The organism is Candidatus Scalindua japonica (genome assembly GCF_002443295.1).
GTDB classification, from domain to species: domain Bacteria; phylum Planctomycetota; class Brocadiia; order Brocadiales; family Scalinduaceae; genus Scalindua; species Scalindua japonica.
The window spans coordinates 25,889-43,581 of sequence record NZ_BAOS01000011.1 but is presented as its reverse complement, the minus strand read 5'-3'; the positions used below and the strand labels follow the sequence as shown (position 1 = coordinate 43,581).

The 17,693-nt window shown below is 36.5% G+C and carries 14 protein-coding genes; all 14 read right to left on the bottom strand.

The genetic code is table 11. From position 1 onward, the window contains the following. Positions 1-245: 245 nt before the first annotated feature. The gene (locus SCALIN_RS07125; RefSeq protein ID WP_096893794.1) at positions 246-1,061 is read right to left on the bottom strand and encodes a class I SAM-dependent methyltransferase; all 816 of its coding nucleotides are present in this window, start codon (positions 1,059-1,061) and stop codon (positions 246-248) included. Between the two features lie 12 nt (positions 1,062-1,073). Further along, positions 1,074-2,759 (bottom strand): alkaline phosphatase family protein, encoded by a 1,686-nt coding sequence (locus tag SCALIN_RS07120; protein WP_096893792.1) that lies wholly within the window; start codon positions 2,757-2,759, stop codon positions 1,074-1,076. Between the two features lie 2 nt (positions 2,760-2,761). Further along, complete coding sequence (locus SCALIN_RS07115) at positions 2,762-3,655, bottom strand: class I SAM-dependent methyltransferase (RefSeq protein WP_096893790.1); 894 nt, start codon at positions 3,653-3,655, stop codon at positions 2,762-2,764. Between the two features lie 146 nt (positions 3,656-3,801). After that, positions 3,802-4,626 carry a glycosyltransferase family 2 protein gene (locus tag SCALIN_RS07110; RefSeq protein ID WP_096893788.1) on the bottom strand — a complete coding sequence of 275 codons (825 nt, stop codon included), beginning with the start codon at positions 4,624-4,626 and terminating at the stop codon, positions 3,802-3,804. A 63-nt stretch (positions 4,627-4,689) separates the two neighbouring features. Beyond that, on the bottom strand, positions 4,690-5,109 hold the full coding sequence (locus SCALIN_RS07105) for a hypothetical protein (protein ID WP_096893786.1): 420 nt from the start codon (positions 5,107-5,109) through the stop codon (positions 4,690-4,692). 26 nt (positions 5,110-5,135) lie between these two features. Continuing rightward, positions 5,136-6,452, bottom strand: a complete 1,317-nt coding sequence (locus SCALIN_RS07100) for an O-antigen ligase family protein (RefSeq protein WP_162532194.1) — start codon at positions 6,450-6,452, stop codon at positions 5,136-5,138. Positions 6,453-6,552: 100 nt separating this feature from the next. Further along, on the bottom strand, positions 6,553-8,121 hold the full coding sequence (locus SCALIN_RS07095) for a hypothetical protein (protein ID WP_096893782.1): 1,569 nt from the start codon (positions 8,119-8,121) through the stop codon (positions 6,553-6,555). A 221-nt stretch (positions 8,122-8,342) separates the two neighbouring features. Beyond that, complete coding sequence (locus SCALIN_RS07090) at positions 8,343-9,407, bottom strand: radical SAM/SPASM domain-containing protein (RefSeq protein WP_096893781.1); 1,065 nt, start codon at positions 9,405-9,407, stop codon at positions 8,343-8,345. Positions 9,408-9,471: 64 nt separating this feature from the next. Next, complete coding sequence (locus SCALIN_RS07085) at positions 9,472-11,013, bottom strand: flippase (protein ID WP_096893779.1); 1,542 nt, start codon at positions 11,011-11,013, stop codon at positions 9,472-9,474. Between the two features lie 133 nt (positions 11,014-11,146). Next, positions 11,147-12,580, bottom strand: a complete 1,434-nt coding sequence (locus SCALIN_RS07080; protein WP_096893777.1) for a B12-binding domain-containing radical SAM protein — start codon at positions 12,578-12,580, stop codon at positions 11,147-11,149. Between the two features lie 2 nt (positions 12,581-12,582). Then, positions 12,583-13,737, bottom strand: coding sequence for a methyltransferase domain-containing protein (locus SCALIN_RS07075; protein ID WP_096893775.1), 1,155 nt, complete (start codon positions 13,735-13,737; stop codon positions 12,583-12,585). A gap of 126 nt (positions 13,738-13,863) precedes the next feature. Then, on the bottom strand, positions 13,864-15,321 hold the full coding sequence (locus SCALIN_RS07070) for a B12-binding domain-containing radical SAM protein (protein ID WP_096893773.1): 1,458 nt from the start codon (positions 15,319-15,321) through the stop codon (positions 13,864-13,866). 16 nt (positions 15,322-15,337) lie between these two features. Then, positions 15,338-16,858, bottom strand: coding sequence for a B12-binding domain-containing radical SAM protein (locus SCALIN_RS07065; protein ID WP_096893771.1), 1,521 nt, complete (start codon positions 16,856-16,858; stop codon positions 15,338-15,340). Between the two features lie 57 nt (positions 16,859-16,915). Further along, a complete protein-coding gene (locus SCALIN_RS07060) occupies positions 16,916-17,587 on the bottom strand; it encodes a tyrosine-protein kinase family protein (protein ID WP_096893770.1) in 672 nt (223 codons plus the stop codon). Positions 17,588-17,693: the final 106 nt, after the last annotated feature.

Below are 17,693 nucleotides of genomic sequence, written 5' to 3'. Positions count from 1 at the left end.
TATTTCAGATATGGAACCATAAGTTGTAGTTTTTTTGATGCTTACGGAACTATTCCACGTTTGTTATTGACCCAAAATGCCGATTCACTTTGTTAAATTATCTTACCGCTGCTTGACTCCAACTCAAGGCCATAGTCAGTATCCATATATCCATGGACATCATGCTTGATTCAAAAAATCGGGAATACTTCAGTGCATATTATTAATAGACTGTTTTGTTTGTATATCGTTGCCTCAGTTCATTCTTACTTTTCAAACTCAAGTAGTATCTTGTAACTATATTTCCTCAATGGAGGAAAAAAAAGGTAAATCATATTGTCTATTCCTTCAAGAAAGAAAGAGATTGGTTTATAACGCTGTTGAAATACTTGCCGGTCAAACTTGCCAAAAAAACGAAACTTTGGATAACTTATTTTACAACGATGATTAAATATCCTGGACAGTTTTTCCACTTCATCAGCTGTTAAAGGGTGTTCATCATGCGTGCCAAGCTTAGGTATTAATCGAGTTTTTCCAATTATGTGGTTTCTGAAGAAAATCAGGATCGGGTTGCTGGCATTAAGCTCGTAAAATACAGCTTTTCCTCCGGTCTTCAGTATACGCCGGATTTGTTTGCCGGCTGCATCAATATCCGGAATGTGATGGAGTATATTTTTCCCCAAAACGATATCAAAACTTTCATCTTCATAATCCATATTTTCAAAAGAAGCTACTCTCGCATTGATCTTGTCACCTGTTTTGTTAAGTTCAGCCCTCTTCTTTGTTAAGTCAACACATTTTGAAGAGAGATCGAAACACCAGACTTCCGCTCCTATCTTAGCGAGAAGCGTAGTAAAGAATCCTGTTCCGCAACCACATTCCAAAACTTTCTTGCCATTTAGACTTTCATCAAGCCCCCAAATCTTAAGGACTGCCTTGTGACGCGTATGGTCAACGAACCATCCTCCTTTTTCAAACTCCTCGCTCTCTGTCTGTGCCTTATTGTCAAAGTAGTTTTTCTCGGATTCATGAATAGTTTGAATCCGGCCCGAATCATCTTTTATTTTATCATTGTTATTCACAAAATTACCCTCTTATTCAATATATCCCAATCCTCTTAACCTGTTCTCCAGTTCCTTCTCTTCTTCTTCTGTATATTCTGCAAAATCACGGGATTCAGCTCCATCCAAGTTGTTGTGTTTATAGGCAACGGTATTGGAGTCCAGAAAACTCTCACAAAATATTGAAGAAAGTACACTCCCATCCATCTCATCCGGGATTGACACTCCCATTTGATACAGAACAGTTGGAGCAATATCCATAATGTTGGCTTTATCCAGTTTTATTCCATCTTTGATACCTTTACCTCTAGCCATAAAAATACCATTTAACTGATGATCACCACTAATTACACGGTAATCTTCTCCCGGTATGAATGGAGTAGTGGGTTTTGTTTCAGTTGACTGTTCTATGCTGATACCTGAAATAGTGATATCTTCCCTCCACCTTAAAAGGAGATCAGGAGTATTGTTCACATATTTCCCATGATAAATTTCCTCTCTTCTGAAAACATCCTTCACTATCTTTTCCCCAGTATTTATGTCTCTTAGCTCTTTCAGTTCAGTAACCAGTTTTTTAATTAAATCTTCATACTCTTTTTTAGATTTTACTGTTCCGTGCAACTCTCTCCCCGTTAAATTAATTCTAACATTAGGGAAAAGTGAATCTGAGTACGCCAGAGTATTAGACCAGTCCATATTTGCAAAACAGAGTCGTGTCTGTACTTTGTCCCTCAAAGATGGAAATGTTTCCCACAACCACTCTTTTGTTTTTCTGGGAGTTCTGCCAACAACACCTCTGTATAATTTACCCAGTAAACCTGAGGAACCGCTTTGCGGAGATTTATTATATGCGAGGTAACCCTTACTTTCAAGCCACTGATTCAACTGATTTGTAGCTGGGTGTTTTTGTCCAAAACCATGATCAGACATTATTATAAAGTTGGTATCTTCATCTAATATCTCCATAAGTTCTGCCAGAAAACGGTCTATCATTTTGTACGTATTGAGAATAGTTTTCTCATATTTTCTCGACTCTGAAACATTATAATGTGGATGCGAAATGTCCATATACTTCCAGAAACAGTGTTGTACGGCATCCAGACTTCTCAATACTACCGTGAAAAAGTCCCATGGGTACGTACTCATGAGGTAACGGCTTATGTCCATTTTCTGTGTAAGCTCAACCTTGATCAACTCAATAGCGTCTTCAATTCTTCCGCCAACAATTGCGCCTGTAAGTCCCGGTTCGAGAATATAGTCACCAAATTTTTCCTGTAGGGTGTTGTAAAGATCCTCTGGATACGTAAAGTTCCTGCTTTTAACACTGGGGCTGTCAAGTCCGGCTATAAGAAAACCATTTACATCTTCAGCGGGATACGTCATTGGCACATTGATTATTCCAACATTTTTTCCGTTATTGCTTAATATTTTCCATAGGCTATCTCCATCCCTGGCTTTCCCGTTAATAAAACGTAAATTATATGTTGACGGCAGGTATTCATAAAACTCAAATATGCCGTGTTTGCCTGGGTTTTTCCCTGTCATGAATGATGTCCATGCCGCAGCGCTCCTTTGGTTGGGCACAGATTCTAACTCGCTATATACACCTTCAGAGATAAATTTTGAAAATGCTGGTAGTTCACCATCGGAAACCCATGGTAAAATCAAATTAAATGTCGCTCCGTCCAGACCCAAAAGAAAAACTTTTCTATTATCCATTGTTACTCCTCATTCTGATCGTTCACGTAAGCTTTTTTTGCTATTATACGTAATTCGTATTCCATGCCAAAACTTTTTTCAAGACTTGAAAGTATTTTTACCACACCTTTTTCAAGGGATGAACCCCTTGCTTTTACAGTCGGAATTGTTGTCTTCTCAACCAGGAAGATTTCAAATCCACTTTTTTTCAGAAGTGTTCCGGCGGCAACCATATCAAAATAATAAAGATGATAATTATGATATAGTTTTTTTACAGGATATTTAAAAAAACTTCCTGTCGTAATATATAAGTATTTTGCGATTGTTCTCATAAGGGATGTCTCGTTAGGAACATTCAGCATAACAAAACCATCTTTTTTTAGTACTCTGTGAATTTCTCTGAATTGTCCTAAAGGATCAGGGAAATGTTCTAAAGAATCCCATAGAGTTACTACATCGAAAGTTTCAGATGGAAATTCAATGTTCCCCAATACACCACTATTGTGCGCGTCCAGGCCGAATTTCTCCTTTGCGTACTTTACCGCATATGGTGATACATCAACTCCACACGCACTCCAACCGTCCTCCTTTGCCATATTTAGAAAAATCCCCAGCCCACATCCAATATCAAGAAGTTTTCCCTTACCAGTCTTCATGGAATTTAATTTTTCAAGTCCAGAGGAGAATGCTTCAATATTTTCATCGAAATTTCCACTCTCCGGATTTGTTACTATATTGTCAAAGTAGTATTTTTCTCTTTCCCGATAGTAATCTGAAGAGTAAAGTTCCTTTAGCTCTTCCTCATCAGGTATGTGAGAGAGGAAAACCAGATTACAATTCTGACATTGAAGCACATCAAATTCAGTAAGAGTATATTTTCTATGAATCTTATTTGAGTTACAAAGATTACAATTCACAGCAAGACAATCCCTTCAGTCCACCAGTACATTTTGCACAAACCTCAACAGGGGGCAATGTCTGGAGTGACGTTAATTTAATATATAAAATTTAGAGTCAAGATTCTTGATTCCGTTTTGTTACATTCTGCATCTGACTTGTTAACTTATTTAACCTCAGCTTTTTTACTATTCAGCCTGCATTTAACTCGTGCAAATCCGTAATAATCCTTGACAAGGTAACGGAAAACACTCTTTATATGACTACGGATCCTTGGATGAAACAGGCCTTTCTCTTCTCTTTCGAGAAAGTGTATTACCGTTGCTTCCGGTATATACATTACCTTGAACCCCAGTTTTTTGGCTCTGAAACAAAGGTCAACATCTTCATAAAGGTAAAAGAAACTTTCATCAAAAAATCCTATTGTCGAAAGGCTTTCTCTTCTAATAATCAAGCATGCTCCATACATCCAGTCAACCTCTCTCATATCAGTATGGTCCCAATCTTCCATAGTATAATCTTTGACAAAACTACTTTTCGGGAACCAGTTCTTTAAAAATGTACCTTCAATTATTATATTGAAAAGAGTAGGGAATGGTCTACATGATAATTGAAGTCTACCGTCTCCATAGACCAGTTTCGGGCCTCCAATCGCTACATCTGGATGAGCATCCATAGTATCCAACAGGGTCTCCATGGATCGCGGGAGCACTTCAGTATCAACGTCTAAAATGACAATATATTTTCCTTGTGCCAGACTGAAAATCTTATTTCTCGCTGGCGCAACACCTTCGTTAGTTGGGTTTCTGACAAGTCTGATATCAGGATAATCACTTTCTAACATCTCTACCGTACCATCTGCTGATTGATTATCCAGTACTATTACCTCATGGTTAACACTATTAACATTAGTCTGAATGGAATCCAATAACTGTTTCAGCAGCTTCTTTGCCTTCCATGTAATTATACCAATAGTTATATCAATAGACATTTTCGTATACTCTCTCCATTCAACAGAATCTGAGTATAAATATTTGTGTTGAGAGATAAAAGGTTATTTTGAAATAAAAAGATACGCCATAAAATCATAAATAATTGCAGTAGACTTCAAAATTGATCTAACCAGGGGTAGTTTCATAAAAAAATTTGTTAATCTGATAGCCTTGTTTCGTTCAAAATCATCGTGAAAATGATATAGATATTCTTGAACACCCGTTTCTCCCCAACGTTTTCTAACATATGGTATATTATCAAGGATATTAATAATAGTATGCCTTTGCTCATACTCTTTACAAGTAAGTTTAGATCCACACATCCACTCATGCAGATCAGCAAAGGATGTGCCTGTTCTCTTTCTACTCAGTTGTTCATGGATTCGGTTTTGTGGCATCCCGGGTTTTTCGGTAAGTTTATAAAAAAGTGAACAAACTAAAAATACAACAAGAGATAACTCTATAGATATGTATAATACCATATCTTATCACTAAAAAAATGAAATTATTACTTCTCTTTCTGTGGATAAAGAATTGTCCCTACCCATGAAGGAGGAGTTTTTTGGTTGATAGTAGAAGATGTTTCCTTTTCGTTTATCGTATATAAGGCCATACCAAAACCTGTAAGAATCCACACAATCTCACTATCATGAAGGTTGTAAGCTATTAACATAATAAGGTGTCCAGAAAAAGATGCTAATATCCCCAAGGCCAAGGTCATTTGTCCTCTATTGGTAGAGTGTCTGATTACTTTCACCATCATCATAATAAAAGAGATAACAATCAATAAGTAGCAACAAAGGCCGATAAGGCCACACTCCGCGAGAATCTGGATGTAACCATTAGTAAAGTATTTAATCCACGGTTTCTCAAGATATCCAGGAACGGTTTTGAAAAAACGATGTCGAACAATTTCCACATTACCCATTCCAACTCCCAGAATAGGAGCAGACTTAAATGTGGTCATTCCAAGTTTGGCATCTTCCTCCCTCTGTGAAATCGAGTGATGACCGGATTCACCCATTAATCTACTCAGGATAGGAGTTTCTGACAACAAGGCCAATCCTGTAAAAAGTATTATCGTAATGACCGTAATACCAGCTAATAGCAGGGCTTTATATTTTATCCGCATAAATAAGAAAAATGTAACCAGACAACCAAATAACCCTAACCAACCTGCCCTGGACGAAGCGGCAAAAACATTGATAATATGCATAGTAACTAACAAAACCAACAATGTGTATATCAGCTTGGATCTGAAAAAAAAAGTACTAAAGAGAGACGCAAGGACTAAACCCATTATAAGAATAGTAAAATAGGCAAATATATCAGGATCTAACAGGAAGCTTTGCACCCGGATATATCCACCAAATGCAGCAATAGAATTTTCTACACCGGCATCTTCATCTTGAGAAATAAGCAATCTGTTATCAATTATTGGTTGATGGCTAATCAGTTCATAAATACCACCTAATATGTTTGGGATATTACCAATAATAAGAGCAATAATACTAATACGAAGAGACTTGTTATCACGTACAATATTTATTATTAAATAATAGATCAGAATAACTATAAGTCTTCTGGCAACAGGCGCAATACCTGCAAACGGTTCAGTCGCATTTAGAAGAGAGAGGCAAGCGGCAAACAGATATAAAATAATTGCAGTATTTAAAATCCTTTTAAATGGTGAACTCAGAAAAGAAGAGTCTTTGGTATACAATAATTGGAATACCCATACGAGAAGCGTTAATAAAATAAACAGCTTGGCCAATGTGAGTTCAACAGGTAGCCCTAACCACCCCAATGTTGCCAGCCTTTTCATTGGTATAAATATTAGTGTTGCATAAAGGCAAATGTTGACTAAAGAATAGTGAGGATTGTCCTGTTGTATGCTCCTGTAGTAGGTTAACTGAGCCATTTTTTTAAAAGGGTTCCAAAAAGAGAGGATCCTCTGTCAAATCTAAAGTAACGTTTCCATTATTTACCTCTACTATCTCAGAATAGGGAGTTTGCTCATTAAATTTTGTAACAATATGTGTAATCTTTACTTTATTAAATGAGGAGCCAACAGATACCCTTTCCCTGACATTCTTTTCGCTCCATATTACAAATAGGGGGGTATTCCGTGATGAGAGTTCAAAGCTATAAACTCCGGATCCGAGACTGTGCCGTTTGACAAATCTCGCATTTTTTAATTTCTCTACGGTAAGCTTGTATGTGTAATAGGCAGGATGTGGAACATAATCTTTGTCCATAAACCCTCCTAGAGCCCAATTATAATGCAAGGTATTCTTATGCGCATTTTTTTTCATCTTATCAGACCATGCGGTTGGGCTGTCAGTAAATATTCCAAAATTGATCTTTTCCAGTCCAAGTTCTAATCCAGCTAACGATTTTTTAACAACCAGCCTGGATTGCTCAGCCCTAAACCATGAGTAGATTTCATTATGTCTGGGATGGTCTCTATTTGCTAATATTTTAATGATTTGTTTAATATTTAAGGGAGCAAAGGGGTGTGGATGCGAGGCAACCGGGCCCATATCAAATGTAGGGACTGCTGACGCATCACCAGCCTGAATTGGTTTATTGTAGCCATAACGTGTCATTAATTTTTTTATCCAGTTTACTGTTGTATACATCGCTAGATAATCTTCTAAGGCATGAAACTCTACAACATCGAAGAACTCTTTGGCTTCCAGCATATCAATATTAAAATCAGACCACTTGGTCCAGATTTTTTTGGTCATGGCACGCTTAATGCCTGATAAAAAACCAGAAACCTTTATTTGCTCGATTCTCTTTTTGATATCAACGGTTGGGCTCGGAAGGTCACCCAGTTCAATACCACTCAATATTATTGTGGCGTTGGGATTAGCAGACTTTGCTGCACTATACGCGACTTGAAGCATCTGTATGTACTCCTTTACAGTACCAAGCCAGGAAAATGATCCCTGTGCCGCCGTTTCAATCTCCCAATGAGAAACTGGATACCTCAGCCCTGGCATATCCTTAACTCCATCACCGTCATACCTCTCTACAACGTTATAAATATAATCATAGTAATCCTGTTTATGTTTTTTATGAGGAGGTAGAGAAGGTTTGAGCTTTTTTCTGGGGTTTCTTTTCATAAGTTTTTTTTCCTTAGGTAAGGGCGATCTCATTCCCCAGGAAGAGGTGCTCTGCAAAAGTACTTCGATGTCTGTGAAACCCTCTGACTGAAAAATCCTGATGAGATTGTCCAATCCGTCCCAATGATAACTGTGAACTCCATTCACAGGAGGGTTGGGTTCTATATCCCGCCATAAGATATCATGGATTTTCATAGCGTGAACATCTATGTTGGCAAATCTTTTAGCGCATTTAGGAAAATCTACAAAGCTTGTCCATTCCGGATTGGCATATTCAATACCGAAGGTCATAGCATTAACCTTTTTAGTAACGCCAATAAATACAAAAGCTGTGAACAGAAAAATTGTTATTATTGTCTTCATATCCTTTTTCCCCTTTTTTAAAATATAAAAAACAAGAGTTTATCTAACTTCAATATCTATTGTTGCCTTAATCACGACAAAATATTTTCCAGGTATTAAAAACATCTCAGAAATTGGTTTATACAAGGAGTGACATAATGTTTACCAAGTTTAAAAGATTAGTGAAATAATATCACTAACATAATAAACTTTCAATATTTTATGTTTTCCTGTTTTTCATCCTACACGACGAACTCTTTTTTCTTTGCAGCTACCGATGCGCTAAACCATGATATGTAATACATACAGTCCTTACAAAGTTTGTTTTCGTTAGATTTCCCCATGTTATGTTGATCGCGCACACTATTTAATTTATTTCCATGCCATATGTTTTTAATGCTCATCGTATTGATTTGGCCAAGAGGATGGGTGCAGTCAAAGTCCATGCAACACAATGGTACACTACCATCCCAGAAAACATTAAAATGCAGCCAAAGTAGCGGACACGGGTAAACGCGTGTTTTAGACATATATCTATTCACCACAGTATCACTCTTTGAAAATGTAGACTTGTCTTCGCCCCACTGACGCGCATAAGAAAAATGGATTCCATCAACATAGTCTTTGTATTTCCTATGGAAATAAGTACGTTGATGCACATTTTCACCGAAGACAGTCATATTTAGTTTGATTTTCGGTTTTTCAACTTTTAATGCATTTCTGATACGAATAAAATTTTTAATATTTCTTTCCACTTTCTCAAAGGGGAGGTTAAGCCTGATCTTTTCATAGGTTTCCTTGTCTGCGGCATCTGTACTGATGATGATATTATCCAGGCCAGCTTTGATTAATTTTTCAGTGCGTTCTTCATCAAGCAAAGCCGCATTTGTAAAAAGTTGTACAATTCGTATGTTTCGTTGTTTTGCATATTTAATTTTAGTTTCCAAATCTTTATCAATTAACGGTTCTCCCAACCCTGTGATTGCAATAACCTCACTTCCAATTTCAGCTATTTCATCGATTATCTTCTTGAAAATATCATTGGACATAATCCCTGTGGGTCGTGTTAGAGACTCCCTTGGACACATAACACAGGCTGCATTACATATATTAGTTACCTCTATTGAGAAAAGCGTTGGAAATCGGAGGCCGAGTGCCATAGTATTCTTCATAGTCTTTCTGCATAGCCATTGGACAGCCATACTATTCTGAAAATAATCGGAATGATATATCTTCCTGGTAAATCCACGTAAATGAGGATTGTTCTTGCGCCAATGATTTAGAAATGAAAATAAATTTTTCAACATGCTTTCAGTTGCCCTCTATGTATTACAAAAAATAACATTATTATAATTATATAATATTGGTTTTTCATGCTCTCCTCTTTATGATTAAACTTGATAATTTTATTTTTAAAATTTGGATAATATGTTTGTCGTCTTCCGTTTTAGTGGAAAAATAGAAGAACACCAGAAAGGATCCTACGGTGGAAATTATTCCAAGAGCAAAATGTTGATAACTTGACAATATTGTAATCCGATTTAAAAGAGTTAGTATGACAACCGAAGCAAGAGCAGCAGCAAAGCCAGAAAAAAAGTTTTTATTATAAGGCTGAATTCTGTATATGTAGTAAACTTCCAATAGTCTGAGTAGCTTGATAACCAAAATGGTTATTCCTTTTGCCAGGGCTGCTCCAAGGATTCCATATATGGGAATAAGGAAAAGGTTTAAGATAATGTTAAATGTTATAAGTACTAACGAGTTAATAAATTCTATTTTCTGCTTGCCAGTCATTACAAGAGTATAAGCCAGCCCTCCGGAAAGACAATTTATAAAATTAGACAGCGCTAATGTTACCAGTATTATTGCGCCATCCTTCACAAACTCCGGTCCAAATAGATTCATTAGAGTATCTGCAAAGAATATCATAATTATCATGGCTGGTAATGTAATATAGAATATCCATTTGGTTGTTAATTTCAAGAGCCGTTCTACTCTGCCCAATTCACCTTTTTGGTACAAATCTGCAATTACAGGTGCGTATATGGACATGTAGGAGTTTAGTACAAACATTAATAGAAAAGGTGCCAGCGATGCGGTCCGGTAAATACTCACTTCTCTGCTAGACACAAAATAACCAAGAATAATAATATCTGTCCAGGCAAGTAACACATTTATAAAACCTGCAAACATAAGGGGTGCTGAGTAGGTTACCAGCTTCTTTATCTCAAAGATCGCCTTTGTTTGCTCTACTATAGTGCTTAAATATAATCTGGTAAGCAGATAAATACTCAAGATGAGTGTCAAAAAATATGAAATTGCAAAAGCATATACTAGACCCGTTAGACCAAAGTTCGTAAAAGAAAACAGAAATATCAGGAGTAAATTAACTGACGGTTGAAATATCTCTCGAATCCAGACTACATATTTGGTTGTGTGAAAACCTTGAGTTGCACTGGTAGCCACAAAAGAAACTGACATAAGTGGGATACAGAAAACAAATATACGGAACACCTCTTTAAGTTCCGGTTTATGGAAGAACGTGTTGGCAATAAATCCTGCACATGAGTACAAAATCGCAACCAACACTATACTTCCCAGAAAAGAGAGAACAAGCGTACTTATAATTGTTCCTTTTGTTCTCGCATTATCAATTTTATAATAAATTGACACAAATCTTATACTGCCGAAATCAAGACCAAATCTTGATAATATCTCAATTAATCTGGCAACTGCCAGGCCAAGGATATATAGCCCAAAAAATTCAGATCCGAACAAGCGAACAATAACAATCTGAATGATAAAGAATAAGCTTTTACCTACAACTCCGCCGAGCAGGGATATTCCACTCCCTTTGGCAACCTTTTCAACATCACTCTTACTCTCATCATTATTTTTGGAGGTTTCTGACATATTTACTTAATAAAATAAAGGTAAAACATCATATGTTCTAAAAAAATAGCACAAGAGGAACGGCTCCCTGTGCTATCCGAACGGTACAATTTTGCTCATATTAGACAGATTCTCAGAGTGTTCATCAATAATGCTATATTTTTATCACCGAATCAAGATAAAGGTATATCCTTTCAAACTTTTTTGGCGAATATAGTAATTTGATAAATCGGTAATGGTTTGTGAAGATTAATTGATAAACTTTTGACAAAGGGAGTTTTATAAGTAGCCTTCTGACAAGTGGCACTATCCAAGGAAATTTTACAGAGATTGAAAAAAGATACAATAAATTCTCCAACAATCTCGCATCCTTTGGGTTTAATGTTATAGGTGAAGAGAAAAAAATGTTTTGTGTGTCTGCAATATCTTCAATAAATTCTTCATGCAGGAGATTCTTCTTCCGTGAGAATTCATATATCTCCGTCTTTTTATAAGCTCTCATTATAAAAGTTGTAGCATAATCAGCCTTACATTTGGCATTAAGCGCCAATGTTTCAAAGTCGTTATCAATAGTGCTTGAAGGGACACCAAGTACATTAAACGTGAAAAGCTTTATACCATTATCCTTAATGATTTTGGCCGCATTCACAATAAGATCCTTAGACATATTCCTCTTTAATACTTCTTTCCTGATATGATCATTGCCTGCTTCCACACCCATTTTTATCAGTGTACACCCGGCTTTCTTAATTTCTGATATAACTTCATTATTGACAGCATTGGCACGAACATGGCAAACAAAAGGGATATCAACCAGTTTTTTGTATTTTTCGGAGAACTCTTTGATCCACTCAGGCATTAAAACAAATATATCATCTACAAATATAAAATATGTCGCTGGCCATCTCTTTTTGTATTCAATCAGCTCTCCTATAAAATTATCAACGCTTCGACGTCTTACTTTAACAGCACTATATCCTTGTTCTTGATATAGCTTGTTGTAAGAGTGATTAAAACAGTATGTACACTTATAAGGGCAACCACGGGCGCTCATTGTCCAAATAGATGCTAACGGATTCTTTGACTGATAAGGAATGAAAATATCCCTGTCCGGATAGGGAAGATTATCAAGATTTTCAACCAATGGTCGTAATGGATTTTTACGAATTTTACCGTTTTCTTTTACCCATAGGTTCTTTATATCCGTTACTGGCAGTCCATTGGCAATATTTGTTGCCAGATCATGAATGGCTCCTTCACCTTCACCAACACAAATGGCATCAATTCCTTCATTTTCTATCATTTCAGGATAGTAAGTGGCATGTGGTCCTCCAAAAATAGAGAATACATCCTTAAACCTCTTTTTTATCTTTAGATTAAATTCGATATTAAATTTTGCCAGGAAGGTAGGAGTACTGTAAGCCAAAATAGTAGGTTCATTATTTTTTATTTTTTCTAAAACAATCTCCTCTTCAGCGACTACTACTTCAGTTTGGAAACCACCCTTTTTTAAAACAGCAGATAAGGTCATAATACCCAACCAGTGCTGTTTCATTGAATTACGTTCCATAGGGAATAATATCTTCATAATTATTTTAACTCCTGTCCATTATTTACTTCAGCCTTTTGCGGTTGTGTTTCTGCCCGTGATTTTTTTCCAAAAAACATATACTCGAAAGCGATAGGATCAAATACTGTTGGAAATTTAAAGCCCATCTTATTCCATATACTTATAACAGCATCAGGAAAGCATTGCGGAGCATGTACAACGGTTTTTCTTGTAATATTATCAAAGCCGGTTTTTATCATTGCATTCATTAAAACTTTGCGAGGAATCACCTCTTCAAAAGGAGAAGGTTTATAAATTCTTGAATTTGTGCCTACATGCTTTCGAGCACATTTTCGTATAAATCTCTTGATTGCGCGCGGAATAAGTTTGCCCTGGAAAGAGACAAAATGATTAGGATTAATTTCTGTAATAAAAACTTTCCCGTTCGTTTTCAACACGCGTCCTACTTCAGATAACGCTTGTTCAATCGGATGTGCATGATGAATTACGTGAAAGCAGAAAACCGCGTCAAATGTTCCGTTATCAAATGGCAAAGATTTTATATCTGCACACATGCATTCTCTACTTTTTGACCGTAAATTGATCAATGGTTCTAAGATTATATCAAGGTTTATCAGGTTGATTCCTTTCAATTCTAATCTACTTATTAGATCTTCATCAACGCCCGGACCGACATTGAGAATCCATTTCTGTTCAAACTGATTATCAATCTCATCTAAAAACCTGAATACATGATTATTTCTGACCTGTAAATTTTTCTTTTCAACCATCCACTTTGCCGCAAGTTTATCCCCTATTTCCTCTTTTAATACCTGATTGTCTATAAATAATTTTTTTTCCCACAATAACCGTTCGGCATCCTCGCTTACACCGTTGCTACCAGTTCTTTTCCTGCAGAGATGTTTATAGGTATCCATATCTGCATCAACAATGTCTTTATCTATATCCTTAACCTTTTGAGCCCATTCTTGTAACACATCGCCTTGTTGGGCATCCAGCTGCTCACGATTTAACATACACGGAATTCCGTCTATAATGGGGTATGATCGAGAACAATTCTCACAAAGAATTTCAGCTTTCCAAATCTCTTCTTGTTGGTATTCAGTCTGATTCAATTTCAGTTTACGTCCCTGGCATCCCGGGCAAATAAGCAAATCAAGTAAGCTGTCAAACATACGTTCTATACTCCCGTAAACAATTTTTTAAAGTTTTGATATTTATTACGTAAAAATCTTGCCGAGCAATCTAAATCTCTCTTTCATATTTTTTTAGAAAAAAACCATGTTGGCATTGTATCACCTTTATTTGCCTCGTCCTAGATAATAGATTACAGTAAATAGTTTGCGAATCCATTTGTCCCTTTTAGAGGCCGGAAGGATTGCCTTCAGAATCATGGTAAATACAAAGAGAATTTTCTGTTTCTTGTCGTGACTGCATTTGTAGATACTGTACAGACGAACGGGGTTTAAAAAAAACTTCCGAAGGGTCTTAAATTGCAAAGCCTTTATCTCCTGCACTGGCATATGACTTAATTGTACAGGGTTTACCCTGTATCCACCCGAAAAATCAAGTTTATCATGATCAATATCTATATTCATTTCTTTCGCCATATCTGCGATTTCAGTGCCTTCGAAGGGATTAACAATAAACATGCTCATCCAGTGGAGCTTAGAAGAGAGGGAAAAACTAGCTGTGTCATGAATCTCTTCCCTGGTCTCTGAGGGGAATCCCATCATAAAGAACCCTCTTGTAAATATTCCCATCTCTACCGTATCTTCGATAACCTGCTTTAATTTTGGCAAATTGATATTCTTTTTTATTAATCTCTGCAATCGAGGAGAGGCCGTCTCTACTGCATAGGTAATCTCAAATGTACCGGCAGCTCTAAGCTTTTGTAATGTGGTTCTATCCATGATGTCACCTCGAAGGCCGTTTGGAAAACAGATATCAACCTTGAACCCTCTCTCTACAATTAAATCACAAATCTGCTGTGCTCTTGATCTCCTGACGTTAAATATATCATCGATTATCTTTAGCTCCCTTACTCCATACTGGTTGTACAGAATCTCAATCTCTTTCAGCACATTCTCAGGACTACGCATCCTCGGTTTTTTGCCAAAAATATTGTGACAGTAAGCACATTTGTAGGGACATCCTCGTGAAGTAAAGAGAGCCATGTGTCTGGATATATGGAAGTTCCAGCTCGGTACTTTGAAATAACTTTCTACATCAATTAAATCCCAGGCAGGCAATGGAATAGTGTCAAGGTCCTCAATCAGCCTCCTCGAATGGGTAAAGACCGGTTCGCCGTTCTGCCTGTAACCAATTCCATGTGTATCAGGGAACTCATTCCCTTTCTCAATCTCTGTTATCAATTCACACACGGTCTCTTCACCTTCACCTACAACGACAAAATCAACATTAGCGTCCTTCAGGATATGATTAGAAGAACCGTCAGTATATGGACCTCCTACTATTACTTTGCAATTTGGAAGATCTCTTTTCACCATTTTGGCAATCAAATGAGCAGATGCAGACTCGACACTTAGAGCCCTGATCCCTATAACGTCAGGAGAAAACTTCTTTACCTCTTTGAGGGCATCGTCTTCTGACATGAAGTTTACCTTCATATCAAGGATCTTGACATCATGGTTTGAATGTTCTCTCAGGAATGCAGAAATGTACATCAAACCAAGTGGTTGGACCACAAAATGCGTACAATTTGCTTTATCTAATGGATTAATAAATAATATTTTCATAATATCCTTTACTAGGTTATCTCCAGGAAGTACTGAGACTATAACGGATTTTCTTAAGAAAGGAAAGAAGCCTTGGATATTTTGAAATTGAATACATTATTTTAAATATAATATTAAAATGTATATAAATATATGCATCTAATATCACTTTAGCAAGTTTCTCTCCTCTATGTTTCACAAATGTCCTGATAACGAAAGCTGGAAGTCTGGGAGCAATCTCAACGAGGTTGTTAAGATAGGTCCTTTTTGCCTGAGTAGCTTTAAGTATGTATCCATCCTTTCCTTTAGAAAACAGACCTCGTTCTTTTGCCATTTTAGTAATTACTGTAGCGGGGAAAAAAGTCATTGAGAAGCAGCTGATGAGAAAAGGTTTTTTTATCTTTGTAAGCGTATCGATAACTTCCAGAGTATCTTCATCGGTAGCAAAGGGGTCATCAAGGATCACGTCAAAATTTGCAACGACTTTATGTTTATGCAATACCCTGGATGCCTCTATGATTTTGTTACGTGAACTGGTGGTCCTATTATATATTTCTCTGTTAACTCGGTCACTTCCTTGTATTCCGATTTGAAAATATCCTAAACCACCTTTCTTTAGCAGTGAGATATTTTCCTCTGATACTTCCCTTGGAGAACCTTTACAAGCAAATGTGAGTCCAATCTTCTCTTTATATTGATTACAGAAATTCTCCAACCATCCTTCATCTCTTTTCACTAAAAAGACGTCATCCTGAAAGTTAATAATTCCCACAAAGTCAAACTCTTTCTTTACATATTCCAGCTCTTCCAAGATGCTTTCAATACTTCTTCCTCTTACAATTTTCCCTTTCCCTTTATAAACCTGATGAAAACTGGAATTACTACAATAACTGCAACGATATGGACAGCCTCTAATCGTCAATACATCATATATGCGGCCTTTTCGTGGAACACATTGTTGATATATTGATTTGTTCAGGTTCTGCATTTTTCCATCATATAAAACATAATTGTTTTCCCAGTCAAACCGGGGAAATCCCAGTGAATCCATATCCTGCGTTAGAGGCTTTATTTCATTTCGTGTAATTTTATCTTTATCCCTTACCCAGAGGCTTCCAATATTTTCAATAGATTCTCCATTTTCAAGATGTTTAACAAGCTCCAGCATTGCGCCTTCACCTTCACCTCTACACACTATATCTGCATATTCTATACATTCTTCAGGAAGTAGAGTTGGATGCACGCCACCCCACACTATTGGTATCTCAGGAAAAGTTTCTTTGACTTTTTTTGTGAGCTTAACAGCACTGTAGTAGTGTGTAGTCATCAAGGTCATGCCAAAAAGGTCAGGTTTTTTCTCTGCAATTAAGTCTAATGTTTCAGAGATTTCGTGATCACTAATAACTCGATTCCCTTCTATCCCGAACAGTTCTTCTTTGGGGTTTAGAGGTACAAATGCGGTTGTAACCTGATTCCCATTATCTTTCAGGAATGTAGACAAATGCAATAACCCTAATGGATTTATCTCTTCCAGAAGAGTAATTAACAGAATATTCATGAAAAATTGCTCCTAATTCTTTTTTTTAAATTATTAATAAATATAAACTCGAAAGGACTATTTACCATTATGTAAAAACGAATATTTTTCTCTGTTCAAGACCATACCAAGGATTTTTCCCTCTACATTTAATATCCTTTGTTTGGCAATATTTACTTTATTCTTTTCGGTATAGTTTGCCAGAATAACAAAAATAATTTGATCAACAACAGGGCACAAGTGAAGAGAATCCATGTGGATATTTACCGCTGGACTATCTAGTATAACAAAATCATAAAGTTTTTTTGCTAACTCAAGGTTTTCTACCAATTTCGGTGAGGTCATTACCTCAAAGGGTTCGTGATCAATCTTACCGGAAGGCATTATGTCAAAATTATATTTCTCCTCCGAAACGATAAGATCTGTCATTAACTTTCCATTACAAATAACCTGGGTAAATCCAGGCAAACCCTTCAAATTGAAAATATCTCCAATTGTAGGGTTTCTAAGATTAGCATCAATCAAAAGAACCTTCCTTCCCCTTTTTGCAATTTGGAGAGCTAAGTTAATTGAAACAGTGGTTTTTCCTTCATATAACGAAGCGCTCGTAACTAAATACACTTTATCATCACCGTTTTCGATAGCGTTCAAACAGGTATTATCTGCCAGTGTTGAAAAAGAGGTGTTTGCGATTGTATTACGTCCAGCTAAATATTGGTCCTTAATGTTAACTTTGTTAAAAACTCCCATTATTATTTTCTTTTATTATTTTCTTTATAATCTGAAAATTATCAAATATATCAGCTAAGATACAACAGTGAAATACGCTATACTTTCAAGGCTGTTTTCCGACTTA

What these genes read in the sequence shown, in the direction of transcription:
- SCALIN_RS07120 (WP_096893792.1), bottom strand. Translation starts at nt 2,759, where the DNA reads ATGGATAATAGAAAAGTTTTTCTTTTGGGTCTGGACGGAGCGACATTT.
- SCALIN_RS07110 (WP_096893788.1), bottom strand. Translation starts at nt 4,626, where the DNA reads ATGTCTATTGATATAACTATTGGTATAATTACATGGAAGGCAAAGAAG.
- SCALIN_RS07105 (WP_096893786.1), bottom strand. Translation starts at nt 5,109, where the DNA reads ATGGTATTATACATATCTATAGAGTTATCTCTTGTTGTATTTTTAGTT.
- SCALIN_RS07100 (WP_162532194.1), bottom strand. Translation starts at nt 6,452, where the DNA reads ATGAAAAGGCTGGCAACATTGGGGTGGTTAGGGCTACCTGTTGAACTC.
- SCALIN_RS07095 (WP_096893782.1), bottom strand. Translation starts at nt 8,121, where the DNA reads ATGAAGACAATAATAACAATTTTTCTGTTCACAGCTTTTGTATTTATT.
- SCALIN_RS07090 (WP_096893781.1), bottom strand. Translation starts at nt 9,407, where the DNA reads ATGTTGAAAAATTTATTTTCATTTCTAAATCATTGGCGCAAGAACAAT.
- SCALIN_RS07085 (WP_096893779.1), bottom strand. Translation starts at nt 11,013, where the DNA reads ATGTCAGAAACCTCCAAAAATAATGATGAGAGTAAGAGTGATGTTGAA.
- SCALIN_RS07080 (WP_096893777.1), bottom strand. Translation starts at nt 12,580, where the DNA reads ATGAAGATATTATTCCCTATGGAACGTAATTCAATGAAACAGCACTGG.
- SCALIN_RS07075 (WP_096893775.1), bottom strand. Translation starts at nt 13,737, where the DNA reads ATGTTTGACAGCTTACTTGATTTGCTTATTTGCCCGGGATGCCAGGGA.
- SCALIN_RS07070 (WP_096893773.1), bottom strand. Translation starts at nt 15,321, where the DNA reads ATGAAAATATTATTTATTAATCCATTAGATAAAGCAAATTGTACGCAT.
- SCALIN_RS07065 (WP_096893771.1), bottom strand. Translation starts at nt 16,858, where the DNA reads ATGAATATTCTGTTAATTACTCTTCTGGAAGAGATAAATCCATTAGGG.
- SCALIN_RS07060 (WP_096893770.1), bottom strand. Translation starts at nt 17,587, where the DNA reads ATGGGAGTTTTTAACAAAGTTAACATTAAGGACCAATATTTAGCTGGA.